Source organism: Geminicoccus sp. (genome assembly GCF_035556675.1).
Taxonomy (GTDB): Bacteria; Pseudomonadota; Alphaproteobacteria; order Geminicoccales; family Geminicoccaceae; genus Geminicoccus.
Genome location: NZ_DATMFZ010000108.1, coordinates 16,647 through 41,550 on the forward strand (window position 1 = coordinate 16,647; position 24,904 = coordinate 41,550).

Consider the following 24,904-nt stretch of genomic DNA (forward strand, 5'->3'; position numbering starts at 1 on the left):
CCGTCCGGCGGCGCGGCGACGCTGCCGCCGGACGGCTTCCGTTTCTTCGAATGCCTGGCTGGCCGCTCCGGGGAATGCCGGAGCGTGTCCAGCGGAACCGGACACATTCCAGCCGACGGGAATTCGTCGACATGGGTTTCATCCTGACCTTCCTCGCCCGTCGGCTGGCGCAAGGTCTTCTCATCGTCCTGGTCGTGTCCTTCGCGATCTTCGCGCTCGTGCGCATGGCGCCGGGCGACCCTGCGCGCACCATCCTGGGCGGCATGGCCTCGGACGAGCTGGTCGAGCAGACCGCCCGCGAGATGGGCCTGCGCGACCCGATCCTGGTGCAGTACGGGCGCTATCTCACTGGCATCCTGCAGGGCGACTTCGGCACATCCTACATCAAGTCCGAAGGCGGTGGCGCCTCCATGGGCAACCAGGACCAGATCCGCAGCGCCCGCGCCTCGGTGGGCAGCCTGATCGGCTCGACGCTGCCCTACACGCTGCAGCTGGCCGGCCTGGCGCTCCTGATCACGTTGGTGGTCTCCATCCCGATCGGCATCGCCGGCGGCGTCCATGCCGGGCGCTGGCAGGATAAGTTCGCGGTCTACCTGTCCTCGGTGTTCGTCTCATTGCCGAACTTCTGGTTCGCGATCGTGCTGGCGCTGGTGGTGACCGCCAAGCTCGGCTGGATCCCGTCGATCGGCTACCAGGGCTTCGCCTACACCATCCTGCCGGCCATCGTGATCGCGGTGGAGATGTCGCCGATCTTCATCCGCTCGCTGTCGGTGTCGGTCGCGGACACGCTGCGCCAGACCTTCGTCGAGGTCGCCGCGGTACGCGGCCTGGGTCCCAGGAAGATCCTGTACGGCCATGTCCTGCGCAACGCCGCCGTGCCGATCCTCAACCTGTTCGGCGTGCAGGTCGGCGCACTGCTGGGCGGCGTGCTGATCGTCGAGTACATCTTCGACTATCCCGGCATCGGCCTGCTCACCGTCCAGGCGGTGACCCAGCGTGACTTCCCGGTGATCCAGGGCGTGGCGATCCTGTCCAGCGCCATCTTCGTCGTCGTGAACATCCTGGTCGACCTCGCCGCCGCGCGGATCGACCCCCGTCTGGAAAGCTGAGCCCATGGCAAGCGAGGTCCTGGCCGGCAGCGCCACCCCCCTCCCGGTCAAGCGCCCGGTCGGTCCGACCCGGCGCCTGTGGGCGACCGCCTGGAAGCGTCCGGAGTTCAAGGTCGGCCTGATCATCTTCCTGATCCTGATCGGCCTGGCGGTGATCTTCCCGTTCTTCACCGAGCTTTCCCCGGTGAAGATCTCGGTGAAGGACAAGTTCCTGCCGCCCTTCTTCCTGGAAGGCGGCAGCTTCGCCCATCCGCTCGGCACCGACCAGCTCGGGCGCGACCTGTTCATCCGCTCGCTGATCGGGTTGCAGAACGCGCTGCTGATCAGCTTCTCCACCGTGATCCTGATGTTCATCATCGGCACCACGATCGGGCTGGTGGCCGGCTACAAGGGCGGCTGGGTCGACACGATCCTGATGCGGCTCACCGACGCCCAGCTCTCGATCCCGCTGATCATCCTGGCGATCGTGATCCTGACCATCACCAGGCCCACGCCGCTCACGGTGATCCTGGTGCTGGCGCTGGCGAGCTGGCCGGCCTATGCGCGCGTCACCCGCAGCGTGGCGCTCACCGAGCGGCGCCGGGAATATGTGCGCGGTGCGAAGATCCTGGGTGCCTCCGACCTGCGCATCATGCTGATGCTGGTGGCCCCCAACATCCTGCCGCCGATCGCCTTCGTCGCAATCCTGGACGTGGCGCGCATGATGATCTTCGAGGCGATCCTGGGCTTCATCGGCATCGGCGTGCAGCCGCCGACCCCGACCTTCGGCACGATCATCTCGGACGGGCGCAAGTACCTGATCAACGCCTGGTGGATCGCCACCATGCCGGGCGCGTTCCTGTTCCTCTCGCTCCTGTCCTTGAACCTGATGGGCGCCTCTTTGGAGCGCGCGCGCAACATGCTGCTGCGGGGCACGATCTGATGACGGGCAAGCAAGCGACGCTGCTCGAGGTCAAGGACCTCTCCATCGAGCTGATCCGCGGCCAGGAGCGCCGCACCGTGCTGGACCAGGTCTCGTTCAGCCTGGAAGAGCGGGCCGTGCTGGGCCTGATCGGCGAGAGCGGCTCGGGCAAGACCATCCTGGCCAAGGCGATCGCCGGCTGGATCGCCCCGCCGCTGTTCCGCAAGGGCGGCCAGGTGCTCTATCGTGGCCGCGACCTGTTCGGCCTGTCGGAGGCCGACACCCGCGCCCTGCGTGGCCGGCATATCGGCTATATCGGCGCCGATCCCGGCAGCTCGTTCGATCCCACCATCCCGGTGGGCGTGCAGATTGCCGAGAAACTGCGCGCGGTCAGGCCGGACATCCCGATGGCGCAGGCCGCCAAGCGCACCATCGAGCTGCTCGACCGGGTGCGCATCCCCTCGGCCGCCCGCCGCTACCGCGAGTATCCCAGCCAGTATTCAGGCGGCATGCTCCAGCGCGCCATGATCGTGGATGCGCTGGTGGCCGAGCCCACCCTCCTGGTCTGCGACAACGTCACCCAGCCGCTCGACGTGACCGTGGCGGCCCAGATCGTGCGCCTCCTGCGCGACCTGCGCGAGGACATCAAGGCCGGCATCCTGTTCATCACGACCTCGGTGCCGGTGGTCGCGGAGATCGCCGACGACCTGCTGGTCCTGTCCAAGGGCCAGGTCGTCGAGCGCACCACGCCGGCCCGCATGGTGGCAGCTCCCGAGCACACCTATTCGCGCGAGCTGCTGGAGCGGATGCCGCGGATCTGGACCGAGCAGCCGCCGCTGCGCTCCACCGTGGAGGCGCAGGAGGCGCGGGCGAAGGCCGGTGGCAAGACCCAGCCGATCCTGTCGGTGCAGGACGTCACCAAGCATTACAGCGTGCCGGACCGCGACCGGTTCTTCGGCAAGCAGGTCGTCCAGGCGGTGCGCGGCGTCACCTTCGACGTGTTCCCCGGCGACAATTTCGGCCTGGTCGGCGAATCGGGCTGCGGCAAGTCCACGCTTTCCCGCCTCCTGTCCTGGGTGGAGCCGCCGGATTCGGGCAGCATCCTGTTCGACGGCAAGGACATCGCCACCATGTCGGCGCGCGAGCGCCTGACCATGCGTCGCGGCTTCCAGCTGCTCCTGCAGGACCCCTACAACTGCATCCCGCCCAACCTGCCGGTCGGCCGCACCATCGGCTTCTCGCTCCAGGTGCATGGCGCCGGGCGCAAGGAGATCCGCGAGAAGGTCGACGCGGTGATGGCCGAGGTGGGCCTGCCGCGCGAGCTGGCCGAGCGCCTGCCGATCGGCCTGTCGGCCGGCCAGCGCCAGCGCATCAACATTGCGCGCGCGCTGGTGCTCGAGCCGCGGCTGATGATTCTGGATGAGACCCTGTCCTCGCTGGACCCGATGGAACAGGCGCGCCTGCTCGACCTGTTCGAGAAGCTCCAGGCGAGCCATGGCCTGACCTACCTGTTCATCAGCCATGACCTGGCCATGGTGCGGAAGGTCTGCACCCGGATCGCGGTGATGTATCTGGGCAAGGTGGTGGAGCTGGCCGACAACCAGACCGTGTTCATGAAGCCGGCCCATCCCTACACCAAGGCGATGCTCTCGGCGGTGCCGGTGCTGGAGGAGAAGCCGTACCGGGCCGAGGACTGCCTGCTGGAGGGCGAGCCGCCCAGCCCGATCGACATTCCCGAGGGCTGCAGCTTCCGCCCGCGCTGCCCGCTCGCGATCGGCCGCTGCGCCCAGCAGGAGCCCGGCCTGAAGGTGGTGGCACCCCATGAGTACGCGGCCTGCCACCTCGCGGCCTGACCATGTCCCTGATGGCAGGGACATGCAGGGCCGCACCCGCTCGCCCGCCGGCAAGGTGGTGCCCGTGAGCTCGTCCCCGCTCACCCGGCACCGCCACGAGGTGATCCTGCGCCGCCTGGAGCGCGAGCCGCGCGTGCGCGTCTCGGGCCTGGCCCAGGAGCTGGCGGTCAGCGAGGAGACGATCCGGCGCGACCTGGACGAGCTGGAGGCGCGTGGCCGGCTGCGCCGCATCCATGGCGGTGCGGTGCCGTTCCGCCCCGACCAGGAGCAGCCGCTGGGCGAGCGCGAACGCATCCGGCCCAAGGAGAAGGCCAAGATCGCCCAGATCGCGGCGGGCCTGGTCGAGGACGGCATGACCGTGTTCGTCGACACCGGCTCCACGCCCCTGGCGTTCGCCCGGGCGCTGGTGGGCAAGCGCGACGTCCAGCTCGTCACCAACTCGCTCGACATCGCCCAGCTGCTCGCCTCCGAGCCCGGCCTGCGCATCAAGGTGACGCCCGGCTGGCTGCGCTCCAACGACAACGCGCTGCTCGGCGGCGATACGGTGGCCTTCGTGCGCCGCTTCGTGTTCGATATCGCGGTGATGGGCATCGCCGCCTGCGATGCGCAGCATGGCTGGATGGACTATGCCGAGGAGGAATCCGACCTGCGCCGGATCCTCTACGGCCAGGCGCGTCGCAACGTTCTGATCTGCGACGAGAGCAAGTTCGGCCGGCGTGCCTCCGTGCGCACCTTCGAGCTCGGCACGCTGCTCACCGTCGTCACCAACCGTCCGCCGCCGGAGCCGTTCGCCAAGGCGTTCCGCGAAGGCGGCGTCGAGGTGCTGTGCGAGCGGCCCAATGGCCGGTCGGCGCGACAGCGCTGACCCGGCATGGCAGGATGCCCTGAGGAATGTTCTCGGCAGGGCAGGGGAGATGGAACGGCCGACCCGCAGCGCCACCTTCGGCTCGCTGTTCGTCCGGCAGCTGGAAGAGCTGCTGGTCTGGCGCCGCGACGTCCGCCGCTTCCGCTCCGACCCGATTCCGCCGGGCGAGATGGACGAGCTGCTGCGCCTGGCCTGCCTGGCACCCTCGGTCGGTAACGCCCAGCCCTGGCGGTTCGTGCGGGTGCGCTCGGGCGATCTGCGCACCAGGCTGGCGCGGCATGTCGACCTGCAGAACCAGCTGGCCGCGGCCGCCTATGAAGGCGAGGCGCAGGCGCGCTACCGGCAGCTGAAGCTGCACGGGTTGCGCGAGGCCCCGGAGATCCTGGCCGTGTTCGCCGACGAGGCGCCGGCGGCGGGCCATGGGCTCGGCCGGCGGACCATGCCCGAGACACTGCGCTATTCGACGGCGCTCGCGATCCACACCTTCTGGCTGGCCGCCCGGGCGCGCGGCATCGGCGTCGGCTGGGTGTCGATCCTGGATCCGGCCGGTGTCGCCGATCTGCTCGATGCGCCGAAGGCCTGGGCGTTCGTGGCCCTGCTCTGCGTCGGGCGGCCGGAGGAGGAGCACAGCGTGCCGGAGCTGGAGCGTGCCGGCTGGCAGGCGCGCCTCGATTGGCGGGAGTTCGTGACCGAGCGCTGACCGACCTCGGCCTGTGGCGTCATGGCCGATCCGGACAGACCAAGCTTGCCAGCTTCTTCTTCCGCTTGGCAGAACTCCGCAGGCCCCGAGAAGCACGTCACGATGCCGACACATGCCCGTCACACGGGCACGCTACGGTCGCGGATGGCGCCTGGTGCCCGTCATTTCCATCCGACCGAGAAACGCCCTCCGCAAATGAACAACCAGCGCATCGACGGCGTCGATTTCTGGCGCGGCCTCGTGCTGATCGTGATTTTCATCAACCACCTGCCGGGCAACTATTTCGAGAACTGGACGCCGCGTAATTTCGGCTTCTCCGATTCGGCCGAGGCGTTCGTGTTCCTGTCCGGGGTCGCCGTGGCGCTGGCCTATGTCGGGCGGATGATGAAAGGCGATCTGGTCACGGTCCTGACCGGCCTCGGCCGGCGTGCCCGGCTGCTCTATTTCTATCATCTGGGTCTGACCTTCGCGGCCTGCGTGCTGTTCGCCACCGCCGACTACCTGATCGAGCACATGGCGTTCATGACCGAGCATGGCCGTGACGTGCTGGTGACGGCACCGCTGGATGCCCTGCTGGGCATCCTGGGGCTGAGCCACCAGCTGGGCTACTTCAACATCCTGCCGCTCTATTTCGTGCTGCTGGTGCTGGCACCGGTCCTGCTGTGGCTGGCCGTCCGCTCGCTGGCGCTCATGCTGGCGGCCTCGGGCCTGATCTACCTCGCCGCCACGCTGGGCGGGCTGCACCTGCCGGGCTGGCCGGTCCAGCACGGCTGGTTCTTCAATCCGTTCGCTTGGCAGTTCATCTTCGCGATCGGCATCGCCGCGGGCTTCATGCTCCGCACCGGCCGACCGATCCCGCGCCTGGGCCCGCTGCTGCTGGCAGCACTGGCCTGCGACCTGATCGGCGCACTCCTGGTCTCCGACCTGTTCGGTCAGGCACCGGGCCTGCTCGCCTCCATGACCTGGCTGGATGCCTACAAGTCCAAGACCGACCTCGGCATCGTCCGCCTGGTCGACTTCCTGGCGCTGGCCTATGCCCTCCACACGCTCCGGGTCACCGCCTGGCTGCGCGGGCGTGCGATCTTCATACCGCTAACGCGCATGGGGCGGCATGGACTCGCGATCTTCTCCGCCGGCTCCATCCTCACCGCGATCGGCCAGATCGCGATGCGCTCCTGGAACACCAACTGGGTGTTCGATCTGGCGTTCATCGTGCTGGGCGTCGTGCTGTTCGACCAGTTGGCGCGGATGCTCGACGAGAGCCGCGCACGGGCACTGGCGGCCAAGGCGGTAGCCAGGGCTTGACGCCGGCTTCTCCGGCAGCATGGCTGCATCCGGCGGTGCCAGCAGAAGGGTGCGGCGGGCCCGCCCCGCGGCGCAGCGCGGGCCCGCCTGGGCTGCTCACGCCACCCCTGGAGTGCAGGGATATGGGCATGACGCCCGAGGACGTGCGGCGACTGGCACTGGCCATGCCCGAGGCGGTGGAGCGCGCGCACATGGGCCACCCCGACTTCCGGGTGCGGAACAAGATCTTCGCGGCGATGCGGCCGGAGGAGAGAATTGCGGTGGTGAAGCTGCCGCCGGAGCACCAGCGGGTGCTGCTCGATGCCGAGCCCTCGCTGTTCTCGCCGGCGGCCGGGGCATGGGGGCGGCGGGGCTGGACCAGGCTCCGCCTGGACGGCTGCGACGAGGCCACGCTGCAGGATGCGCTGTGGGTCGCGTGGCGAACGGTGGCGCCCAGGCGGCTGGTCGCGACATCCTGAGGCGGACTGCCGGGCGAGGCTGGCGCGCGTCTTCGGCCTGTCGTAGGCAGTCGCCACCAGCAGGGCAGGGCTTAGCTCCGGAGAGGCGCCATGAAGAACCCGAACTCCCGCATGACCGCGATCGTCTGCTACGCGCCCAAGGACTACCGGGTCGAGCAGGTCGACCGGCCGGTGCCCGGGCGGCGCGAGATGGTGATCCGGATCGGCGCCTGCGGGATCTGCGCCAGCGACTGCAAGTGCTGGTCGGGCGCGCCGATGTTCTGGGAGGGCAAGCAGCCCTACGTGAAGCCTCCCGTGATCCCGGGCCACGAGTTCTTCGGCTATGTCGAAGAGATGGGCGAGGAGGCGGCCGAGCATTTCGGGGTCGAGGTCGGCGACACGGTGATCGCCGAGCAGATCGTCCCCTGCGACAAGTGCCGCTATTGCCGCTCGGGCCAGTACTGGATGTGCGAGGTCCACAACATCTACGGCTTCCAGCGCGAGGTCGCGGATGGCGGCATGGCCGAGTTCATGAAGCTCGGCTCCACCGCCCGGGTGCACAAGATCCCGCGCGAGATGCCGCTGGAGGACGCGGCGATCATCGAGCCGCTCGCCTGCGCCATCCATACCGTGCAGCGCGGCGACATCCAGCTGGACGACGTGGTGGTGATCGCGGGGGCCGGGCCGATCGGGCTGATGATGGTCCAGGTCGCGAAGCTGAAGACGCCCAAGAAGCTGATCGTGATCGACATGGTCGAGGAGCGGCGTCAGCTGGCGCTGAAGTTCGGCGCCGACGTCGCGATCGACCCGAAGAACGAGGACGCTGCCGCCATCATCCGCAGCCATACCGGCGGCTATGGCTGCGATGTCTATATCGAGGCCACCGGATCGCCGTCCGGCGTCAACCAGGGCCTGGAGGTGATCCGCAAGCTCGGCCGGTTCGTGGAGTTCTCCGTGTTCGGGGCGCCTGCCACGGTCGACTGGTCGATCATCGGCGACCGCAAGGAACTGGACATTCGCGGCGCCCATCTGGGCCCGTACTGCTACCCGATCGCGATCGACCTGCTGAGCCGCGGGCTGGTCACCTCCAGGGGCATCGTCACCCATGACTACCCGCTGGAGGAGTGGGACGAAGCGATCAAGGTCGCCTACGGGCTGGACTCCATCAAGGTGCTGATGCGGCCGAAGGCGGCCTGAACGACGAGGTAGCAACGTACCTACTTCCAGCCTATATTGATCGCCATCATCTCCCTCGGAGGGGCCGATGGCGATCACCACGCTGTCCAGCCGCGCGTTCAACCAGGATGTCGGCAAGGCGAAGCGCGCCGCCAAGGACGGACCGGTGTTCATCACCGACCGGGGCAAGGAGGCTTACGTCCTGCTGACGATCGATGAGTACCGCAGGATTGCCGGCGAGGAGCGCAGCATCCTGGACGTGCTGGCGCAGAAGAGCGACCTTGAGTTCGACTTCGACCCGCCCCGGATGGATGACGAGTTCTTCAGGCCGGCGGAGCTTGATTGACTTTTCTGCTTGATACAAATGTGGTGTCGGAGCTGCGCAAGCACAGGCGGGCCCATCCGGCAGTGATCGCCTGGATGCAGCCACGTTCCAGCAGGAGCTTCTTTCTCTCCACCATCACCATCTTCGAGCTGGAACTCGGCGTCCTGCTGAAGGCACGCAAGGACGTGCTGCAGGCGGCTGTCCTTCGTGAGTGGCTCGACGAGCAGATCCTGCCCGGTTTCTCGGACCGCATCCTGCCGGTCGACCTCGCCGTGGCCAAGCAGTGCGCCCGCCTGCACGTGACCCGGACGCACCCGCATCGCGATGCGATGATTGCGGCCACTGCCCTGGTGCACGGGCTGAGGCTGGTGACGCGCAATGTAAAGGACTTCAGGACGACCGGAGTGCCGATGGTGAACCCGTGGGATACCAGAGGCCCCGAATCCGCCTAACCGGCGACGCGGTGCAGTGCAATGCCTGCTCCCGCCTCAGCCCCGCCCGCGCGCCGAGCGGGTCGGCTGGACATAGTGCTCGATCCAGTTGGTGATCTCGTTCTGGCGGAGCATCGGGTCGGTGATCTCGCGGCCGAAGCCGTAGCGCCAGGCGAGGTCCCAGCGGCCGGCGGGGTCGGCATGCACCGCTTTCAGGTCATCGACGAAGGCCATGGCCGAGGCTTCGTCTGGGAAGAAGCCTTCCTTCCACAGCACCGGCCCGTAGCGGAGCATCACCGCGGCCAGGTCGAGCAGGCTGAATTCGGGATGGTACTGCACGCCCCAGAACAGCCCGCCTTCGTGGCGGATCTCGGCGGCCTGGACGTCGGACACCTCGTTGCAGGCAGTGATCTTCAGCCCGTCCGGGCTGATCCCGACCTCGTCCAGATGCACGCAGGGTGCATCGAAGACCGGCGGCCGGCCGGCATGCATCTGGTGGCTTTGGCCGAACTCGGTGAGCGTGATCTTGCGCGCGATGCCGAGCTCGCGGCCCTTGGGGTTCTTGCGCACTTCGCCGCCGGCGGCGACGGTCGCGACCTGGAGGCCCCAGCAGGAGCCGAAGAACGGCACGCCCGAGCGATAGACCGCGCGCGCCAGCTCGATCTGCGGGTCGATCGCCGGGCCGCGGTCATAGATGTTCAGCGCCGAGCCGGTGATCGCGACTCCGTCATAGCTGTCCAGCCCGGCGGCATCGGGCAGGTTCGCGCCGGGGAAGGCGGGATAGCAGATGTCGACCGTCGCATCCGGAGCAGCGCGGCGCAGCACCTCGGCATAGTTGTCCGACATGGTCTGGCCGGTGATCTTGCGGATGCGGTCGCAGGTCTCGGCCGTGTTGCCTTCGACGACGAGCAGGCGGAGCGGTCGCTGGAACAAGACAGGGCTTCCGGGGCAGAGTGGGACAGCTCTGCTAGCACGCTGCAGCACGTCTGACATCCGGGTCACATGCAACCCGGATCCGCATGATGGTGCTTGCGGCGTGCATGACAGGCCCCGACATTGCCGCAGCGCAACATGACGAGGAGCTGTTCCGGTGCGGGTGATCATCCTTGGGGCCGGCGTGATCGGCGTGACCAGTGCCTGGTGGCTGGCGGAGGCGGGCCACGAGGTCGTGGTGATCGACCGCCAGCCGGGGCCGGCGCTGGAGACCAGCTTCGCCAATGCCGGCGAGGTGTCGCCCGGCTACTCAACGCCCTGGGCCGGCCCGGCCGTGCCGGTCAAGGCGATCAAGTGGATGCTGATGAAGCATGGCCCGCTGGTGGTGCGGCCGAAGCTCGACTTTGCCATGTGGCGCTGGATCGCGGGCATGCTGCGCAACTGCACGGAGAAGCGCTACCTCCTGAACAAGAGCCGGATGCTGCGGCTGGCCGAGTACAGCCGCGACGTGCTGGTGCAGCTGCGCGCCGACACCGGCATCACCTATGACGAGCGGGCCCAGGGAACGCTGCAGCTGTTCCGCACCCAGCAGCTGATGGACGGCATCGGCGACGACGTGATCGCGCTGCAGGACGCGGGCGTGCCCTACGAGGTGCTGGACGTGGCGGGCTGCATCCGCGCGGAGCCGGCGCTGGCAAGGGTCCAGGGCAAGTATGTGGGCGGGCTGCGCCTGCCGGGCGACGAGACCGGCGACTGCCAGATGTTCACGACCAAGCTCGCCGAGATGGCGGCGAAGCGCGGAGTCGAGTTCCGCTACGGCACGCCGATCGAGGGCATCGAGGCGGATGGCCGCCAGGTGGTGGGCGTGCGCACGCCGAAGGAGCGGATCAGCGGCGACGCCTATGTGCTGGCGCTCGGCAGCTACTCGCCCTTCCTCCTGCGCCGTCATGGCGTCCACCTGCCGGTCTATCCGGTGAAGGGCTACTCGCTCACCGCCGAGATCACCGACCCGTCCGGGGCGCCGGAATCGACGGTGATGGACGAGACCTACAAGGTCGCGATCACAAGGCTCGGCAACCGGATCCGGATCGGCGGCACCGCCGAGGTCACCGGCTTTGACCTGGCGCTGCGACCCGGACGCCGGGCCACGCTGGAGAACTCGGTGGGCGACATGTTCCCGGACGGCGCGGACTACAGCAAGGCCAGCTTCTGGTGCGGGCTCCGGCCGATGACGCCGGACAGCACGCCGGTGATCGGCAAGGCGCGCTACGACAATCTGTGGCTCAACACCGGCCACGGCACGCTCGGCTGGACCATGGCCTGCGGCTCGGCACGGGTGATCGCCGACCAGATTTCCGGGCGGCGGCCCGACATCGACACGGCGGATCTGGCACTGTCGCGCTACGCCTGAAGCACCGGCGTCCGGCACTTGGTCGAAGGAACCTTGGCCGGCTCCTCTCGTTCCGTGACCTTGATGGTCAGGTACGGGAGGACCGGCGCATGTTCATGCGAATCGACCAGCTCCAGACCGAATTGCCCGAACCCACCAGGGCGGATCCGAACCAGGCCGCGGCGCTGCAGGAACTGCTGGGCGGCAAGTTCGGCGAGATGTCGACCCTCAACAATTACCTGTTCCAGAGCTTCAACTTCCGCAGCAAGTCCAAGCTGAAGCCGTTCTACAGCCTGGTGGCGAGCATCACCGCGGAAGAGCTCGGCCATGTCGAGCTGGTGACTGCCGGCGTCAACAAGGTGGCTTCGGGGCCGGATGGCGAGGACACGCACGGCGACGACATCACGGACACGCCGTTCGCCGACATGAAGGACATCCGCCTGGCGGCCTCCTTCCTGCATGCGGGCGGTGCTGCCCAGGTCGCCGACAGCAACGGCCTGCCCTGGAACGGCACCTTCGTGTTCTCGACCGGCAACGTGGTCCTGGACCTGCTGCACAATTTCTTCCTGGAGTGCGGCGCGCGCATGCACAAGCTGCGGGTCTACGAGACGGTTTCGGACCCGTGCGCGCGCGAGGTCTGCGGCTACCTTCTGGTGCGCGGCTCCGTCCATGCCCATGCCTATGGGCTGGCGCTGAAGAACCTGACCGGCGTCGAGATCGAGAAGATGCTGCCGGTGCCGAACATCAGCCTCGCGAAGATCCCGGAAGCCGCCAAGTATGAGCAGGAAGGCTCGCACCGGCGGCTCTACACATGGAGTCCGACCGACTACAAGGACATCGCCAGCATCTGGGGGCGGGGGGAGCAGGCGCTGCCGACCGACCCGCCGGGCGAGCTGGAAGTGGTCGACGGTATTCCGGACGGCGGCAAGATCGCCGAGCTGAGCGGCATCTCCAGCGCATTCACGCCGGAATACGCGCCAGAGGAGATCTACGAGATCGCCACCAAGATCTACAAGAAGATGTGACGGCGGCAGGGGCGGACCGGCCGGGGTGGCCTCCCTTCGGTCCTTTCCAGCATAGGGCGGAATGACAGGACGGGGTCCGAGAGGCCGTGCCCCGGCCTTTCAGCCGAGGCCAACTGCCAGGCCGCGGATATGCTCCGGGCCGATGCCGCAGCAGCCCCCGATAACGCTGGCGCCGGCCCCGATCCAGCCGCGTGCCAGCTCCAGGTAGCGGACGGGTCCCGTATCGGCGCGCAGCGGGCTGAGATCGCCGTTGGCAGCGCTCCGGCCGGTTCCGGCAAAGGCGTTGGCGTAGGCGCCCAGGCGCATGCGGCTGCCGGACAGCACCGTGGCCGCCTCGGCGATCGCCGCCGCCATGACCTCGGGCGGGCTGCAGTTGAACAGGAGGGCGACGGCGCCGAGTGCCCGGGCATCGACCGCGGCACGGGCGACATGCTCGCCGGAGCGCAGCCGGGCGCGCCCGTCGGTCAGCTCGTCGGCCAGGGTGAAGGACAACCAGAGCGGGCGGCGGTCACTGCCCAGCACCTGGCGGATCACCGCGGCCTCCGCGGTGGCACTCAAGGTCTCGCCCAGCCAGAGATCGACATGGGGCGAAAGACCCTCCACCAGCGTGCGGAGCAGGTCGGGCGCCAGTTCGGGATCGAACAGGTCCGGGCGGTAGGAGCCAAACAGCGGGGGCAGCGAGCCGGCGACACTGGCACCGCTACCGCTCTCATCCGCGGCTTCCCGGGCGATCCGGCCGGCCAGGTCGGCCAAGGCTTGGCCCTGCGCGGCGAACCACTCCGGGCCGATATGGAAGGGCACCAGCGCGTAGCTGTTGGTCGTGACGATCTGGGCACCGGCGTCCAGGAAGGCGCGATGGGCTCGGCCGACCAGCTCGGGAGCCTCGATCAGTGCCAGGGCCGACCATTCCGGCTGACGGAAGGGTGCGCCCATGCGCAGCAGCTCGCGGCCCATGCCGCCGTCCAGGATCGTGACCCCCGATGCCATTGCCCGTTCCTCCGCTCGCGGCCGGACCATCAGCCGGCGCTGGCGGAAAGACAAGATCGGGTCGTCAGTCGCGCTCCGGGTGCAGGCCGTGGAGACGTTGAACGGGCCGGCCATGCCGCACCACGTTGGCGATCTGGTCGCGGCGGATACCCAGATCGAACAGCACGAAATCGTCCTGGTCGTTCAGCGAGATGATGGCCTGTTGCAGCCGGCGCTCGGCCAGGTAGGCGGACACCCGTTCCCTGAGCCGCCCCAGGCGGTCGGCGACCGTGCGCCGGAGCGGCCGGAAACTGGCCCGATCTGCATCGACGAACATGATTTCTCTCCCAGGCCCGTACCAAGCGGGCGTTCCATGGCCGGAGAGGATAGCGGGAACCCTGCAGAGCCATTGTGCCGGGGATCACGCGGACCGGTGATCTGGATCACCGGCCGTCGCGTTCGCTTCGTGGTAGAGCACTCTGTTCGGAACTGTGGGTCCGGCCATCGCTTTAGCGCCAAGCGAACTGCAAGGAAGCAATGCCGATGGAAGTAAGGGACGATAAGGCGGCCAAGGACAAGCTGGTCGAGCTGATCAAGGACGCGCGGATCGCCATGCTGACCACCCGGCATGCCGACGGGTCGATGCACAGCCGGCCGATGGGCACGATCGAGGCCGAGTTCGGCGGCCATCTCTGGTTCGTGACCGACAAGAACGCCGACATGATCGCCGAGCTCCAGGCCATTCCCGACGTGGCGATCACCTACTCGGACGAGCGCAAGCAGAACTACGTGTCCATTTCCGGACGTGCCGAGATCCTGCACGACCCTGCCAAGGTGAAGGAGCTCTGGTCGGAGTTCCTGCGGGTCTGGTTCCCGAAAGGGCCGGCCGACCCTGCAATCGCGCTGCTCAGGGTGACGGTCGACTGCGCGGAATACTGGGATGCGCCTTCCAGCATGATGCTGCACGCCTATGGCTATGTGAAGGCGGTGACCACGGGCGAACGGCCCCATCCGGGCGATCAGGTCGCGGTCAACTACTGAGATCTGCCGGCGCTCAGCTTCGATCGCGTGACCGCCGATGCCGGCCATGGTGTCAGCGTCGTCTTCCGCCTGCGGGGCAGTGCTGGCCCACCAGCCCCGTGTCGAACTCGGCGAGCGTGGGATGCGGATCGGCGCCGCCGGGCAGGCTCCGCGGTTCCCGCGGGAGCGTCGAACTCCAGGTCCCGGAGGCGGAAGCGCAGCGATCTCTCCAGCACATGCCACGCTTCGTCATCCGCGCGGTGGATGTGCAGGTAGGAGAGGCCGCAGGCGGTCCACTCGCGCACGACCAGCGATGTTCCGGCTGTGGCGATGATCGGCTCGAGCGGCGATTCATCCCCTTCTTGTGCCATCTGACCTCCACAGTCCCAGGCCATTCTGGCCAAGCTTCAGGGTCGGGCGAAGGGGGGCAAGTAGCCAAGTCCATGGGCACTCGCTCTCCCGCCCGGCCGGGACAGCCGGGCCGCCGGTTGTGCCAGGGGTGCTTGAGCGGGCGGTCCTGGATCTTGCCGCTTGGGCAGGCCGTTCCTGGCCCGTTGCGTGCGGATATGGTCCTTTTCCCTGACCATCCGGTCGCGCGGTTCCACCAGCCGGTGTGGATCTCGGCCAGTTCGGCGGGATGGGCGGCCTTGGAGGCGATGGGATTGTCGTGCGTGGCGTCTCAGGCCAGTGCCGCGTCGATCGTCGCTGCGGCTGTGGCGACATCAGCCCGCCTGCGCCCATGGTCAGGGCCGCCAGGGCGGTGATGGAACCGGTGGTCGTCACGGGCGAAGCCTCCATCGCGCCAGCGACGTATCGGGCCAGAAGGCCAGCGTGCAGCGATTTTGGGCAAGCACTCGGCAGGAGCTTCCGGAAGTCGGCATGTATGATGGGTGCAGCCGCGGCGCTGGCAGGCCCACCTTGGCTAAACTCGGATGGCCGGCTGCGGCTTCCGGAACTGCCCGGGCGGTGACGATTGGCATTTGCCTCTGGCCGATCCGGCAACGGTCGGCTGAAATGGGCCGAGGCATCCGCTGGCCTGACCGTCAGCCAGTCCGGCGCCGTTGCCCGGACCGGGACGCCATCGTCATCCGCCAGAGGATCCGCAGCATGAGAGACCTGTTCCGCCCTGGCCGCAGCCCGATGCTGGCGCCGAACGCGGCGATCGCGACCTCGCACCCGCTCTCGACCTCGGCGGGGCTCCAGGTCCTGCGCGAGGGTGGCAATGCGGTCGACGCGGCGCTGGCGGCGGTCGCGGTGCAGGCGGTGGTCGACACCCACATGACCGGGATCGGCGGCGACTGCTTCGCGCTCTATGCGCCGGCCGGCGGTGAGGTGGTGGCGATCAATGGCAGCGGCCGCGCACCGGCCGGGGCGACCGTGGCCCGGCTCCGGGAGCTGGGCCTGACCGAGATCGCCCAGACCAGCCCGCATGCGGTGACGGTGCCGGGTGCGATCTCCGCCTGGATGAAGCTGCACGGCGACCATGGCAGCTTGCCGCTCGACCGGCTGTTCCGGGACGCGATCCATTATGCCGAGAACGGCTATCCGGTCAGCCCGCGCGTGGCACATGACTGGGCGTGCCAGGCGGAACTCCTGGCGAAGGACGAAGGAGCGGCGCAGTTCCTGCTGAAGGACGGACGGGCGCCGCGGGTGGGTGAGACCCATGCCCAGCCGAAGCTGGGTGCCCGGCTGCGCGAGATCGCGCAGCACGGGGCCAGGGCGTTCTATACGGGTGCCGTGGCCGAATCGATGGTGGCGCGGCTGCGCGCGCTGGGCGGCCTGCACACGCTCGACGATTTTGCGGCCGGGATGGACAGCGCGATCTACTGCACGCCGATCTCGACCGGCTATCGCGGCTACGAGGTGGTGGAGTGCCCGCCGAACGGCCAGGGTGTCGCGGCGCTGATGATCATGAACATCCTTGGCGGGTTCGAGCTTCCGGCCTCGATGCCGCTGGCCGAGCGGATTCATCTCCATGCCGAGGCCACCAAGCTCGCCTACCACCACCGCGACGCACTGATCGCGGACCCGGCGCACCTGCCGCACCCGGTCGAGACCCTGCTCTCGGACGAGACCACCGCCATCCTGCGCCGGCGCCTGTCGCGTGAGCGGGCGGGTGTGGCCACGCTCTGGCACGAGCCCGAGCATCAGGACACGATCTATCTCTGCGTGGTCGACCGTGACGGCAACGCGATCTCGTTCATCAACTCGATCTTCCACGCCTTCGGCTCGACCCGGCTGGATCCGGTAAGCGGCGTGCTGCTGCACAGCCGCGGCGCCTCGTTCCGGCTGATCGAGGACCATCCCAACGCGATCGCACCCGGCAAGCGGCCGATGCACACGATCATCCCGGGCATGCTGCGCAAGGATGGCCGGACGGTGATGCCATTCGGGGTGATGGGCGGGCACTACCAGGCGGCCGGCCATGCCGCCTTCCTTTCCGGCATGCTGGACCAGGGCCTGGACGTGCAGGAAGCCATCGACGCGCCGCGGGCCTTCTCGTTCGACGGCATGCTGGAAGTGGAGCCCACGGTCGATACCGGTACGCTGGAGCGGCTCACCGCACTTGGCCACCGGGTCGAGATCGTCGGCTCGCCGATCGGCGGGGCACAGGCGATCTGGATCGACCAGGCGACCGGCACGCTCTGGGGTGGCTCCGACCCGCGCAAGGACGGCATGGCGCTGGGCTATTAGAGGCAACCCATCCCGCCCGCCGTCGTCCGGCAGGGATTGACCGGCCCCCCGGATCGTTGGCAGGGCTGGACCAGCCGCAACGACGGCGGGATCAGGGAGCGAGAACAGTGCAGGCTTTGGTGTTCGCCGCGCAGGGCGATGCGCGGATCATGGCGATCGACGAGCCGGTTGCGGCGGATGGCGAGGTGCTGATCGAGGTGGCGGCTACCGGCGTCTGCCACACCGACATGGACATCCTGCACGGCCGCTATCTGTGCGCCTATCCGGTGGTGCCCGGCCACGAGATCGCCGGGACGGTGCGGGCGGTGGGCGAGGGCGTGCGCGGGATCGAGGTGGGTGCCCGGGTCGCGGTCGATCCGATGATCCCGTGCGGCCATTGCCGCTCCTGCCAGGCCAACCGGCCCAGCCTGTGTGCCAACCTGCAGGCCTATGGCGCCACCACCCATGGCGGGTTCGCGCCGATGGTGAAGGTGGCCGCGCGCAACGCCCATTCGGTGGGCGGCCTGCCGTTCCATGTGGCGGCGCTGGCCGAGCCGTTCGGCTGCGTGATGCACGGCATCGACCGGGTCCAGGTGCGGCCGGACATGCGCGCCCTGGTGTTCGGCGCCGGGCCGATCGGCCTGATGATGATGCTGGGCCTGCAGGCGCGCGGCCTTGCCGATGTCACCATGGTGGACCTGGAGCCGTCCCGCCTGGAGCGTGCGACCGCCCTGGGCGCCGCCGGCACGGTCGAGGGCCAGGGCCTGACGCCGGAGCGGCTGGGCGAGCGGTTCGACCTGGTGGTGGACTGCACCGGTGTCGCCGAGGTGGCGGGCCGGATGCCGCTCTATGCCCATGACGGCGCCACCATCCTGTTCTTCGGCGTGTGTCCGCCCACGGCCCGGATCGAGGTCAGCCCCTACGACATCTTCCGCCGCGAACTGATCCTGATCGGCAGCCATGCGGTGTCGAACAATCTGCCGGACGCGATCGCGGTGCTGCAGGGGCTGGGCGGCAAGGCCGAGGCGCTGGTGTCGCACCGCCTGCCGCTGGAAGGGATCGCCCAGCAGATGGTGTCGCCCACCAAGCGCGGGACCATGAAGATCCAGTACGACGCCTTCGCCTAGCGACCCCTCACGCAACAGGCTGCCTGCACGGAACCGACATGGCTCGCTCAGTACTCGATGGATTGTTCCGCCTGGATGGCGCCGGCGCGGTGGTGACCGGCGGCGGTAGCGGGATCGGCCTGGCCTCGGCACGGCTGCTCCGGGCCGCCGGTGCCGCCGTGACCGTGCTGGACCGGCAGGTGCCGGCAGATCCGCTGGGCGACGGGATCGATGCCACTGCCTGCGACGTCGCCGACGCGGCGGCGGTGGCACAGAGCTTTGCTACGATCGCCGAGCGTCAGCCGGTCGACATCCTGGTCAACTGCGCCGGCATCGCGATCCGCCAGCCGGCGGTCGAGCTGGACATGGCCGACTGGGACAAGGTGGTTTCGGTCAACATGACAGGCAGCTTCGTCTGCGCCCGCGAGGCGGCGAAGCACATGATTGCGGCTGGGAAGGGCGGGGCAGTGGTGAACATCGCCTCGATCATGGGACTGTCGGGCGGGATCTATCCAAACGTGTCCTACCAGACCACCAAGGGTGCGGTGGTCAACATGACCCGGGCGCTCGCGATCGAGTGGGCGCCGCACCGGATCCGGGTGAACGCGGTGGCACCCACCTATGTGCGCACGCCCTTCATCCAGGCCCTGCTCGCCCAGGACGAGGTGATGCGGAAGATCGAGGAGCGCACGCCGCTCGGCCGGATTGCGGAGCCGGAGGAGGTGGCGAGCGCCGTGCTCTACCTGGCGAGCCCGGCGGCCGCGATGGTGACCGCCCATACCCTGCCGGTGGATGGCGGCTTCCTCGCCCAGTAGGCCGTCGTCAGGCGAGGAGGGTGAAGCGGGCCTGGAGCCCGTGCTCGGCGTCGGGCGCCACCCAGAGGTCGAACTCCCCAGGCTCCACCGTGGGCTGCAGGTCCGGGCCGACATATTCCAGGTCCTGGCGGCGCAGGGTGAACCGGGCCTCGGCCTCCCCGCCCGGCGGTATCGTCACCCGCGTGAACGCCGTCAGCAGCCGTACCGGCCGGGTCAGCCTCGCCACCCGGTCGCGGACATAGAGCTGCGCCACTTCCTCGGCCGGGCGGCTGCCGTCATTGCGCAGGCGGGCGGTCACGGTGAGTTCGCCGTCCCAGGGCAGATGGGCGGGCTCGACCCGCAATTCCCCGTAGCGGACCGGCGCATAGGTGAGGCCATGGCCAAACGGGTAGAGGGCACGATTGGCCGTTTCCCGGAAGCGCGCCTTGAAGGCATGGTCGTCCGCCCGCTCCGGCCGGCCGGTGGGCTTGCGGCTGTAGTAGAAGGGCTCCTGGCCGGAGTAGTGCGGGAAGCTCACGGGCAGGCGGCCGGATGGGGCATGGTCGCCGAACAGGAGGTCCGCCACCGCATGGCCCTCCTCGGAGCCGAGGAACCAGGTCACCAGGACCGCCTGCGCATCACGGACAGCACCAGAGAGGGCCAGGGCCCGGCCGGTCTTGAGCAGCACGACGATCGGCCTGCCGGCCGCGGCCACGGCTTCCGCCAGGGCCTGCTGGGCCGGCGGCACCACGATCTCGGCCCGTGACTGCGCTTCGGCGGACATGGCGGCGGACTCGCCGATCGCGAGGACCACGATATCGGCCGCTTCGGCGGCAGCCACCGCGGCCTGGATGCCGCCGGGAAGCGGCTCTTCCACGCCGGAGCCGGGCTCGACCCGAAGCTGGGCAGGATCGGCCATCGCCCGGCGCAGCCCGTCGGCGATCGTCACTGCGCGTTCCGGGTCGGCGAAGATCGACCAGGGGCCGAACAGATTGGCGCGGTCGTCGCCGAACGGGCCGATCAGGGCGATCCGCCGCCCGCCCTTGGGCAGGGGCAGGAGGTCGCCCTGGTTCTTCAGCAGCACGGCCGAGCGGCGGCCCGCCTCGCGCGCCAGCGCCAGCTGTGCCGGATCGGCCAGCACCCGGCGCTCCGTCTCAGGGTCGGTGCCGCGATAGGGATTTCTGAACAGGCCGAGTGCCGCCTTGGCCGCCAGCACCCGGCGCACCGCCGCGTCGACCAGAGCGAGCGGGACCTCGCCTGCGGCGACCAGGTCCGGCAGGTAGCGCAGATAGAGGCCGCTCTGCATCGACATGTCGACGCCGGCCAGGAACGCGATCCGGGCGGCGTCACGCTCGTCCTTGGCAACGCCGTGCGCCACCAGCTCGGCATCGGCGGTGTAGTCGGCGACGACGAAGCCGGCAAAGCCCAGCTGGCGACGCAGCAGGTCGGTGAGCAGCCATCTGTTGCCGGTGGCGGGCACGCCGTTCAGCTCGTGGAAGGCGCTCATCACGGCACCGGCACCGGCGGCGAATGCGGCCTCGAATGGGGGCAGGTAGTCCTCGCGCAGGGTGGGCAGCGAGATCTCCACGCCTGCATAGTCGAGCCCGGCCTCAGCGGCACCGTAGGCGGCAAAATGCTTGGGTGTGGCCAGCAGCGCGTCGGGCCTGGTCAGATCGTCGCTCTGGAAGCCCCGGACCCGCGCTTGCGCGAACAGCCGGCCGAGCAGGACGTCCTCGCCGGCACCCTCGACCACCCGGCCCCAGCGCTGGTCGCGGCCGATGTCGACCATGGGCGCGAAGGTCTGGTGGATGCCGCTGGCGGCCGCCTCGCGGGCGGCGGCGCGCGCAATCCGGCGGGCCAGTTCCGGATCCCAGCTGGCCGCCTCGGCGAGCGGCACCGGGAAGATCGTGCGCAGGCCGTGGATGATGTCGGCGGCGAACAGGAGCGGGATGCCCAGCCGGCTTTCCTCGACCGCCAGGCGCTGCAGGCTCCGGCCCGCTTCGGCGCCGACGCCGTTGAACAGGGCGCCCAGCCGGCCGGCGCGGATCAGGCGGGCGATCCGTGCCTGGTCCGTGTCCAGGCCATCCGTGTCGCCGGGATTGACGCCGGTGGGGCGCCAGCGGAACGGGTCGGCCAGCAGGGTAAGCTGGCCAGCCTTTTCCTCGATCGTCATCAGGGCGATGAGCCGGTCGATCCGCAGCCGGTCGTCGGCCGGGACAACGGCCATGGCACCCCTGGTCAGCAGCATGAGCACGGTGCCGCTCATGCCCAGCGCCGTGCGCCGCGGAAGAGGCGGGCCTCCCGCCGCGGCCAGGCGATCAGGCGTCGGCCTCGTCCAGCTTGGCATGCTCGGCCATCACCGCGAACAGCTGCTCCCAGTCCAGGGGCTTGACCAGAACGCGGTTCATGCCGACGTCCAGGCAGCGCTGGTACTCCTCCGGCATGATGCTGGCGGTGATCCCGAGGATCGGGGTGGCATTGCGCGGTGCCGGCAGCTCGCGGATCAGCCGGGTCGCCTCGATGCCGTCCATCACCGGCATCTGGATGTCCATCAGCACGACGTCAAACTGGCCACGCACCACCATCTCGACCGCCTCGACGCCGTTGCGGGCCGAGGTCACCTGGTGGCCGTAGCGGCTCAGCATCTGCAGGAGCAACTTGCGATTGACGGCGCCATCGTCGGCCACCAGCACGCGCAGGGGCGGGAGGTCGCTGGCGTTCAGGAGGACCGGGTTGGGCGCCGAACCGAGGGGCAGCGTTACCTCGAACCAGAACCGGCTGCCGACGCCCTGGGTGCTCTCGACGCCGATCTGGCCGCCCATGGCCTCGATCAGCCGCTTGCTGATCGCCAGGCCCAGGCCGATGCCGCCATGGCTGCGCCGGGTGGGCGTGCCGTCCAGGTCGAACGAGCGGAACAGGCGGGCCACCTTCTCCGGCGCCATGCCGATACCGGTATCGGTGATGTCGACCCGCAGCCGCACCGCACCGTCCGCCACGGTGTGCCGCATCTGCACCGTCACGCTGCCGCGATTGGTGAACTTCAGGGCGTTGCCGGTGAGGTTGAGCAGAACCTGGCGCAGCCGGCGCGGATCGCCGCGGACCACCACCGGGAGCTGCTCGTCGACGTCGAAGTGGAACTCGAGGCCGAGCTCGCTGGCCTGGGGAGTCAGAAAGGCGCGGGTCTGGTCCAGGATCTCGCGCAGCGAGAACTCGACATTGTCGACCTGGAGCCGGCCGGCCTCGCTGCGGGAGAAGTCGAGCAGGTCGTTCACGATCGCCAGGAGGTGGCGCCCGGAGGTGCGGATCGTCTCCAGATAGGTCTTCTCGCCCGCCGGAAGGTCCGACTGGTCGAGCAGGTCGACCATGCCCAGCACCGCGGTGATCGGAGTGCGGAACTCGTGGCCCATCGCGGACAGGAAGTTGACCTTGGCGCTGCGCGCGTCATCGGCGATCTGCCGCGCGGCACGCAGATCGGCCAGCAGGCGGCAGCGCTCCGCCTGGGCGACACCCGCCGCCAGCACGGCCAGGGCCGCCGCCAGCAGATAGGCCTGCCAGGCGAGCACGGTGCCGGCCGGAACGGCGACGCCCAGATCCAGGGCCATGAGTACGACGCTCATTCCTGCGGCGGTGGCGAGCGTCAGGAGGAGGCCGCTGCGCAGCCCCAGATGCAGGGCCGCCAGCGTCAGGCAGGGCAGCGCCAGGAGCGGCAGATGGAGGAGGAGGGGCGGAACGGCGGTGGCCGCGCTCAGAGCGGCAGCGGCCGCGAGCAGCACGGCCAGGAGCGCTGCGCCCAGGCGCCAGCCAGGCAAGCCCCTGACCAGGACCAGCGGCACCAGCACCAGCAGGCCCAGCGTGCTGGCGGCGTAGGCATGGCAGGCGGCCAGGAGGTCCAGCGGCCGCCCCTGAAAGTGGCCCAGGGCGATGGCACCCAGCGTGGTGAAGGCGGGCACCAGCAGGGCCACGATGCCGAACCACAGAGCATCGGCGGGCTGCTCAATCCGTACACGATTACCGTACCGGAGCAGGGCCGCGGCCAAGCCTGCCTCGAGCATGTGCAGCAGCGCGGCTTCCAGGCTTAGTCGGAACGGCTGGCCGGCCAGCAGCCATCCGGCCAGGATCGCCACGGGGCCGAGGACTACCATGGCCGGAAGTGCGGCCGGACGGCACCGCAGCAGCCCGATCAGCAGGATGGCACTGACCGGGTTCAGCAGCACCGGCACACCGTCCGGACCGGCCAGCCACGCTGTCGCCAGTGCCGCCAGCAGCGCCAGGACGCCGATGGCGGCGAGGAAGCGGGCAGCCGGCTGCGCTCCTGCCGTCGAGAGGAACTGTGTGCTTGCGAGGCGTTCAGGCACCTGGCTACCGCCGAATCGTTCAGCTCTTGGTTAATCGCCCGGCACCTTCTCAGATCCGGATGACCCCCGGAAGTATCAGCCAGGGCCCTCGCAAGGCAAGCATGGTGCGCTGAAAGCTCGCATCTCTCGAATGGTCGCCAATCATCCGGGGCATTCTAATGTATTGATGGTGATGGTTTTTGCTTTGGTCAAAAACTTCTAGAATAATTAAAACTAGCACAAGAAAATAAGTAGCTTATGTGAACAGATTCACGTCGATTTCCAGTTCTTGCTGGAATTGTTCCTGTCTCTCGATGATTGATAGCCGGGCGGGATCCGGCGAGGCCATGCCAGCTTGTCTACACGGCCGCATTCCATCGTGTGCGCCGCGTGGCCGGCCGGATCGGAAGGGGCACGGCAAGGGGACGGATCGCCATGCTGCGACCTTTTGGAGCAGTTCCGTGAACTCCGCTAGGCGATGCAGATGCGAAAATTCTCCCTTGTTGACTGTAGTTGCGAGACATTCTCCCGCAAGTTGTTTTGGCGTATCCTGCCGCTACAGGATGCCCGTTAACAGGGGCGCGAGAAAGCATGATGAGGATGGAAGCCGGATACACGTATAGTCAATGCCGGGATATTTGGGTAAAGTTTTTTAGAATTCGCCCGGATATTGGCATAAGAATTCAGAAAATGGCAATTGCTTACTCATCAAGCACGCAGATGCTGGGATAGTCTCAAGATCAACATGCCCGTTCATCTGGAGTTAATGATGGGACTTCGATTGCATCCGGGGTTGAGTAAGCAAAAAATGGATGAAATTTAATAAAATGAGCCCTAACCTGATAGGTAGCCAATTGGCTGGAGGCAAATGAAGGTAGCAAGTTGCATAACTACTTCGCGGATCTTGAAGTTCCCCTGTTCCTGCGCTCCGGTTGCAGGCGCGGGTGGAGCGGGTCAGGGCGAAGAACTCGGCAATTCTGAGGCAAGTCTGGTGATTGAAACAACATCGCTCCCAGATTTTCTAATTGACGTGAAGATTTACTTCTGAAAATGATGCGGAAAAATGAAGTAAATCTGGAAAATAAATCATTTGAATACGATATTTCCCGGTGATTTATCAGGGCAACACCCGGTGGACGGCCGGCCTGCAACTTGAAACGCTCCAGTCGGCAAGCATAGGAACCAACAGATGGCTATCTCCCTGCGCAAGATGCGTGAGCTCGTCGGCTACTCCCGCGTGAGCCCGGACGAGCCTCGTCACGCCACCGTCACCCCGTTCCGTGGCCGGCGGGTGCGCACGCCGGAACTGGAGCTGGAGCATCTGTCGGTGACGCTGGATGCCTCCCTGGGCGTGCTGTTCGCCCGGATGAAGCACACCCAGCGGGCCTGCTACACCCAGGCGCTGATGCAGGACATGCGCACCCTGCAAAACCATCTGGTCGAGCTTTATGCCGGCCTGGGCGCCGAGGAGATCCCGTTCCGCTACCTGGCCTGGTGCTCGGACGCGCCCAGGGCCTGGAGCCTGGGCGGCGACCTTTGCACCTTCACGAACATGATCCGC

At 68.1% G+C, this 24,904-nt stretch carries 22 protein-coding genes; 17 read left to right on the forward strand and 5 right to left on the reverse strand.

Annotated elements, in window-relative coordinates:
- Nucleotides 1–131: 131 nt before the first annotated feature.
- The 10 genes from VNS22_RS08695 to VNS22_RS08740 all read left to right on the forward strand — a co-directional run bounded on the left by VNS22_RS08695 (nt 132) and on the right by VNS22_RS08740 (nt 9,123).
- Nucleotides 132–1,109 (forward strand): ABC transporter permease, encoded by a 978-nt coding sequence (locus VNS22_RS08695; RefSeq protein WP_325731595.1) that lies wholly within the window; start codon nt 132–134, stop codon nt 1,107–1,109.
- Between the two features lie 4 nt (nt 1,110–1,113).
- Nucleotides 1,114–2,031 (forward strand): ABC transporter permease, encoded by a 918-nt coding sequence (locus tag VNS22_RS08700; RefSeq protein ID WP_325731597.1) that lies wholly within the window; start codon nt 1,114–1,116, stop codon nt 2,029–2,031.
- Complete coding sequence (locus tag VNS22_RS08705) at nt 2,031–3,863, forward strand: ABC transporter ATP-binding protein (RefSeq protein ID WP_325731599.1); 1,833 nt, start codon at nt 2,031–2,033, stop codon at nt 3,861–3,863. The genes VNS22_RS08700 and VNS22_RS08705 overlap by 1 nt, the downstream gene beginning before the upstream one ends.
- Nucleotides 3,864–3,885: 22 nt before the next feature.
- Entirely contained in the window at nt 3,886–4,728 is an 843-nt protein-coding gene (locus VNS22_RS08710) for a DeoR/GlpR family DNA-binding transcription regulator (protein ID WP_325731601.1), read from the forward strand.
- A gap of 49 nt (nt 4,729–4,777) precedes the next feature.
- Nucleotides 4,778–5,428 (forward strand): 5,6-dimethylbenzimidazole synthase, encoded by a 651-nt coding sequence (gene bluB / locus VNS22_RS08715; protein ID WP_325731603.1) that lies wholly within the window; start codon nt 4,778–4,780, stop codon nt 5,426–5,428.
- 195 nt (nt 5,429–5,623) lie between these two features.
- A complete protein-coding gene (locus tag VNS22_RS08720) occupies nt 5,624–6,733 on the forward strand; it encodes an OpgC family protein (protein ID WP_325731605.1) in 1,110 nt (369 codons plus the stop codon).
- A 122-nt stretch (nt 6,734–6,855) separates the two neighbouring features.
- Entirely contained in the window at nt 6,856–7,191 is a 336-nt protein-coding gene (locus VNS22_RS08725) for an MmcQ/YjbR family DNA-binding protein (RefSeq protein WP_414653337.1), read from the forward strand.
- 90 nt (nt 7,192–7,281) lie between these two features.
- Nucleotides 7,282–8,367, forward strand: a complete 1,086-nt coding sequence (locus tag VNS22_RS08730; protein WP_325731609.1) for a zinc-binding dehydrogenase — start codon at nt 7,282–7,284, stop codon at nt 8,365–8,367.
- 67 nt (nt 8,368–8,434) lie between these two features.
- Nucleotides 8,435–8,692, forward strand: coding sequence for a type II toxin-antitoxin system Phd/YefM family antitoxin (locus tag VNS22_RS08735; RefSeq protein ID WP_325731610.1), 258 nt, complete (start codon nt 8,435–8,437; stop codon nt 8,690–8,692).
- A complete protein-coding gene (locus VNS22_RS08740) occupies nt 8,689–9,123 on the forward strand; it encodes a type II toxin-antitoxin system VapC family toxin (protein WP_325731612.1) in 435 nt (144 codons plus the stop codon). The genes VNS22_RS08735 and VNS22_RS08740 overlap by 4 nt, the downstream gene beginning before the upstream one ends.
- A gap of 36 nt (nt 9,124–9,159) precedes the next feature.
- On the opposite strand, the gene VNS22_RS08745 is transcribed toward VNS22_RS08740, so the two are convergent.
- On the reverse strand, nt 9,160–10,035 hold the full coding sequence (locus VNS22_RS08745) for a type 1 glutamine amidotransferase (RefSeq protein ID WP_325731613.1): 876 nt from the start codon (nt 10,033–10,035) through the stop codon (nt 9,160–9,162).
- Nucleotides 10,036–10,192: 157 nt separating this feature from the next.
- Here VNS22_RS08745 and VNS22_RS08750 point away from each other — a divergent pair, with 157 nt between their 5' ends.
- Both VNS22_RS08750 and VNS22_RS08755 read left to right on the forward strand, forming a co-directional pair.
- Nucleotides 10,193–11,446, forward strand: coding sequence for a D-amino acid dehydrogenase (locus VNS22_RS08750; RefSeq protein ID WP_325731615.1), 1,254 nt, complete (start codon nt 10,193–10,195; stop codon nt 11,444–11,446).
- A gap of 89 nt (nt 11,447–11,535) precedes the next feature.
- Nucleotides 11,536–12,450: a manganese catalase family protein gene (locus VNS22_RS08755; RefSeq protein WP_325731617.1), complete on the forward strand. Its 915-nt coding sequence runs from the start codon at nt 11,536–11,538 to the stop codon at nt 12,448–12,450.
- A gap of 99 nt (nt 12,451–12,549) precedes the next feature.
- Here VNS22_RS08755 and VNS22_RS08760 read toward each other — a convergent pair whose 3' ends face one another.
- Nucleotides 12,550–13,437, reverse strand: coding sequence for a homocysteine S-methyltransferase family protein (locus VNS22_RS08760; RefSeq protein ID WP_325731619.1), 888 nt, complete (start codon nt 13,435–13,437; stop codon nt 12,550–12,552).
- Between the two features lie 64 nt (nt 13,438–13,501).
- Nucleotides 13,502–13,753: a hypothetical protein gene (locus VNS22_RS08765; protein WP_325731621.1), complete on the reverse strand. Its 252-nt coding sequence runs from the start codon at nt 13,751–13,753 to the stop codon at nt 13,502–13,504.
- 206 nt (nt 13,754–13,959) lie between these two features.
- On the opposite strand from VNS22_RS08765, the gene VNS22_RS08770 reads away from it, so the two are divergent.
- From VNS22_RS08770 to VNS22_RS08785, 4 genes are all read left to right on the forward strand, one after another.
- Nucleotides 13,960–14,457, forward strand: coding sequence for a pyridoxamine 5'-phosphate oxidase family protein (locus VNS22_RS08770; RefSeq protein WP_325731623.1), 498 nt, complete (start codon nt 13,960–13,962; stop codon nt 14,455–14,457).
- Between the two features lie 1,086 nt (nt 14,458–15,543).
- The gene (locus VNS22_RS08775) at nt 15,544–17,130 is read left to right on the forward strand and encodes a gamma-glutamyltransferase family protein (protein WP_325731625.1); all 1,587 of its coding nucleotides are present in this window, start codon (nt 15,544–15,546) and stop codon (nt 17,128–17,130) included.
- Between the two features lie 107 nt (nt 17,131–17,237).
- A complete protein-coding gene (locus tag VNS22_RS08780) occupies nt 17,238–18,236 on the forward strand; it encodes an alcohol dehydrogenase catalytic domain-containing protein (RefSeq protein WP_325731626.1) in 999 nt (332 codons plus the stop codon).
- Nucleotides 18,237–18,274: 38 nt separating this feature from the next.
- Nucleotides 18,275–19,030, forward strand: a complete 756-nt coding sequence (locus tag VNS22_RS08785) for an SDR family oxidoreductase (RefSeq protein ID WP_325731628.1) — start codon at nt 18,275–18,277, stop codon at nt 19,028–19,030.
- Between the two features lie 7 nt (nt 19,031–19,037).
- On the opposite strand, the gene VNS22_RS08790 is transcribed toward VNS22_RS08785, so the two are convergent.
- Nucleotides 19,038–21,275, reverse strand: a complete 2,238-nt coding sequence (locus VNS22_RS08790; RefSeq protein ID WP_325731630.1) for a glycoside hydrolase family 3 N-terminal domain-containing protein — start codon at nt 21,273–21,275, stop codon at nt 19,038–19,040.
- A 52-nt stretch (nt 21,276–21,327) separates the two neighbouring features.
- On the reverse strand, nt 21,328–23,364 hold the full coding sequence (locus VNS22_RS08795; RefSeq protein ID WP_325731632.1) for a hybrid sensor histidine kinase/response regulator: 2,037 nt from the start codon (nt 23,362–23,364) through the stop codon (nt 21,328–21,330).
- 1,168 nt (nt 23,365–24,532) lie between these two features.
- Between VNS22_RS08795 and VNS22_RS08800 the strand changes: the two genes are divergently transcribed.
- Nucleotides 24,533–24,904 (forward strand): hypothetical protein (locus VNS22_RS08800; protein ID WP_325731634.1); only part of this gene is annotated, 372 nt, incomplete at its 3' end.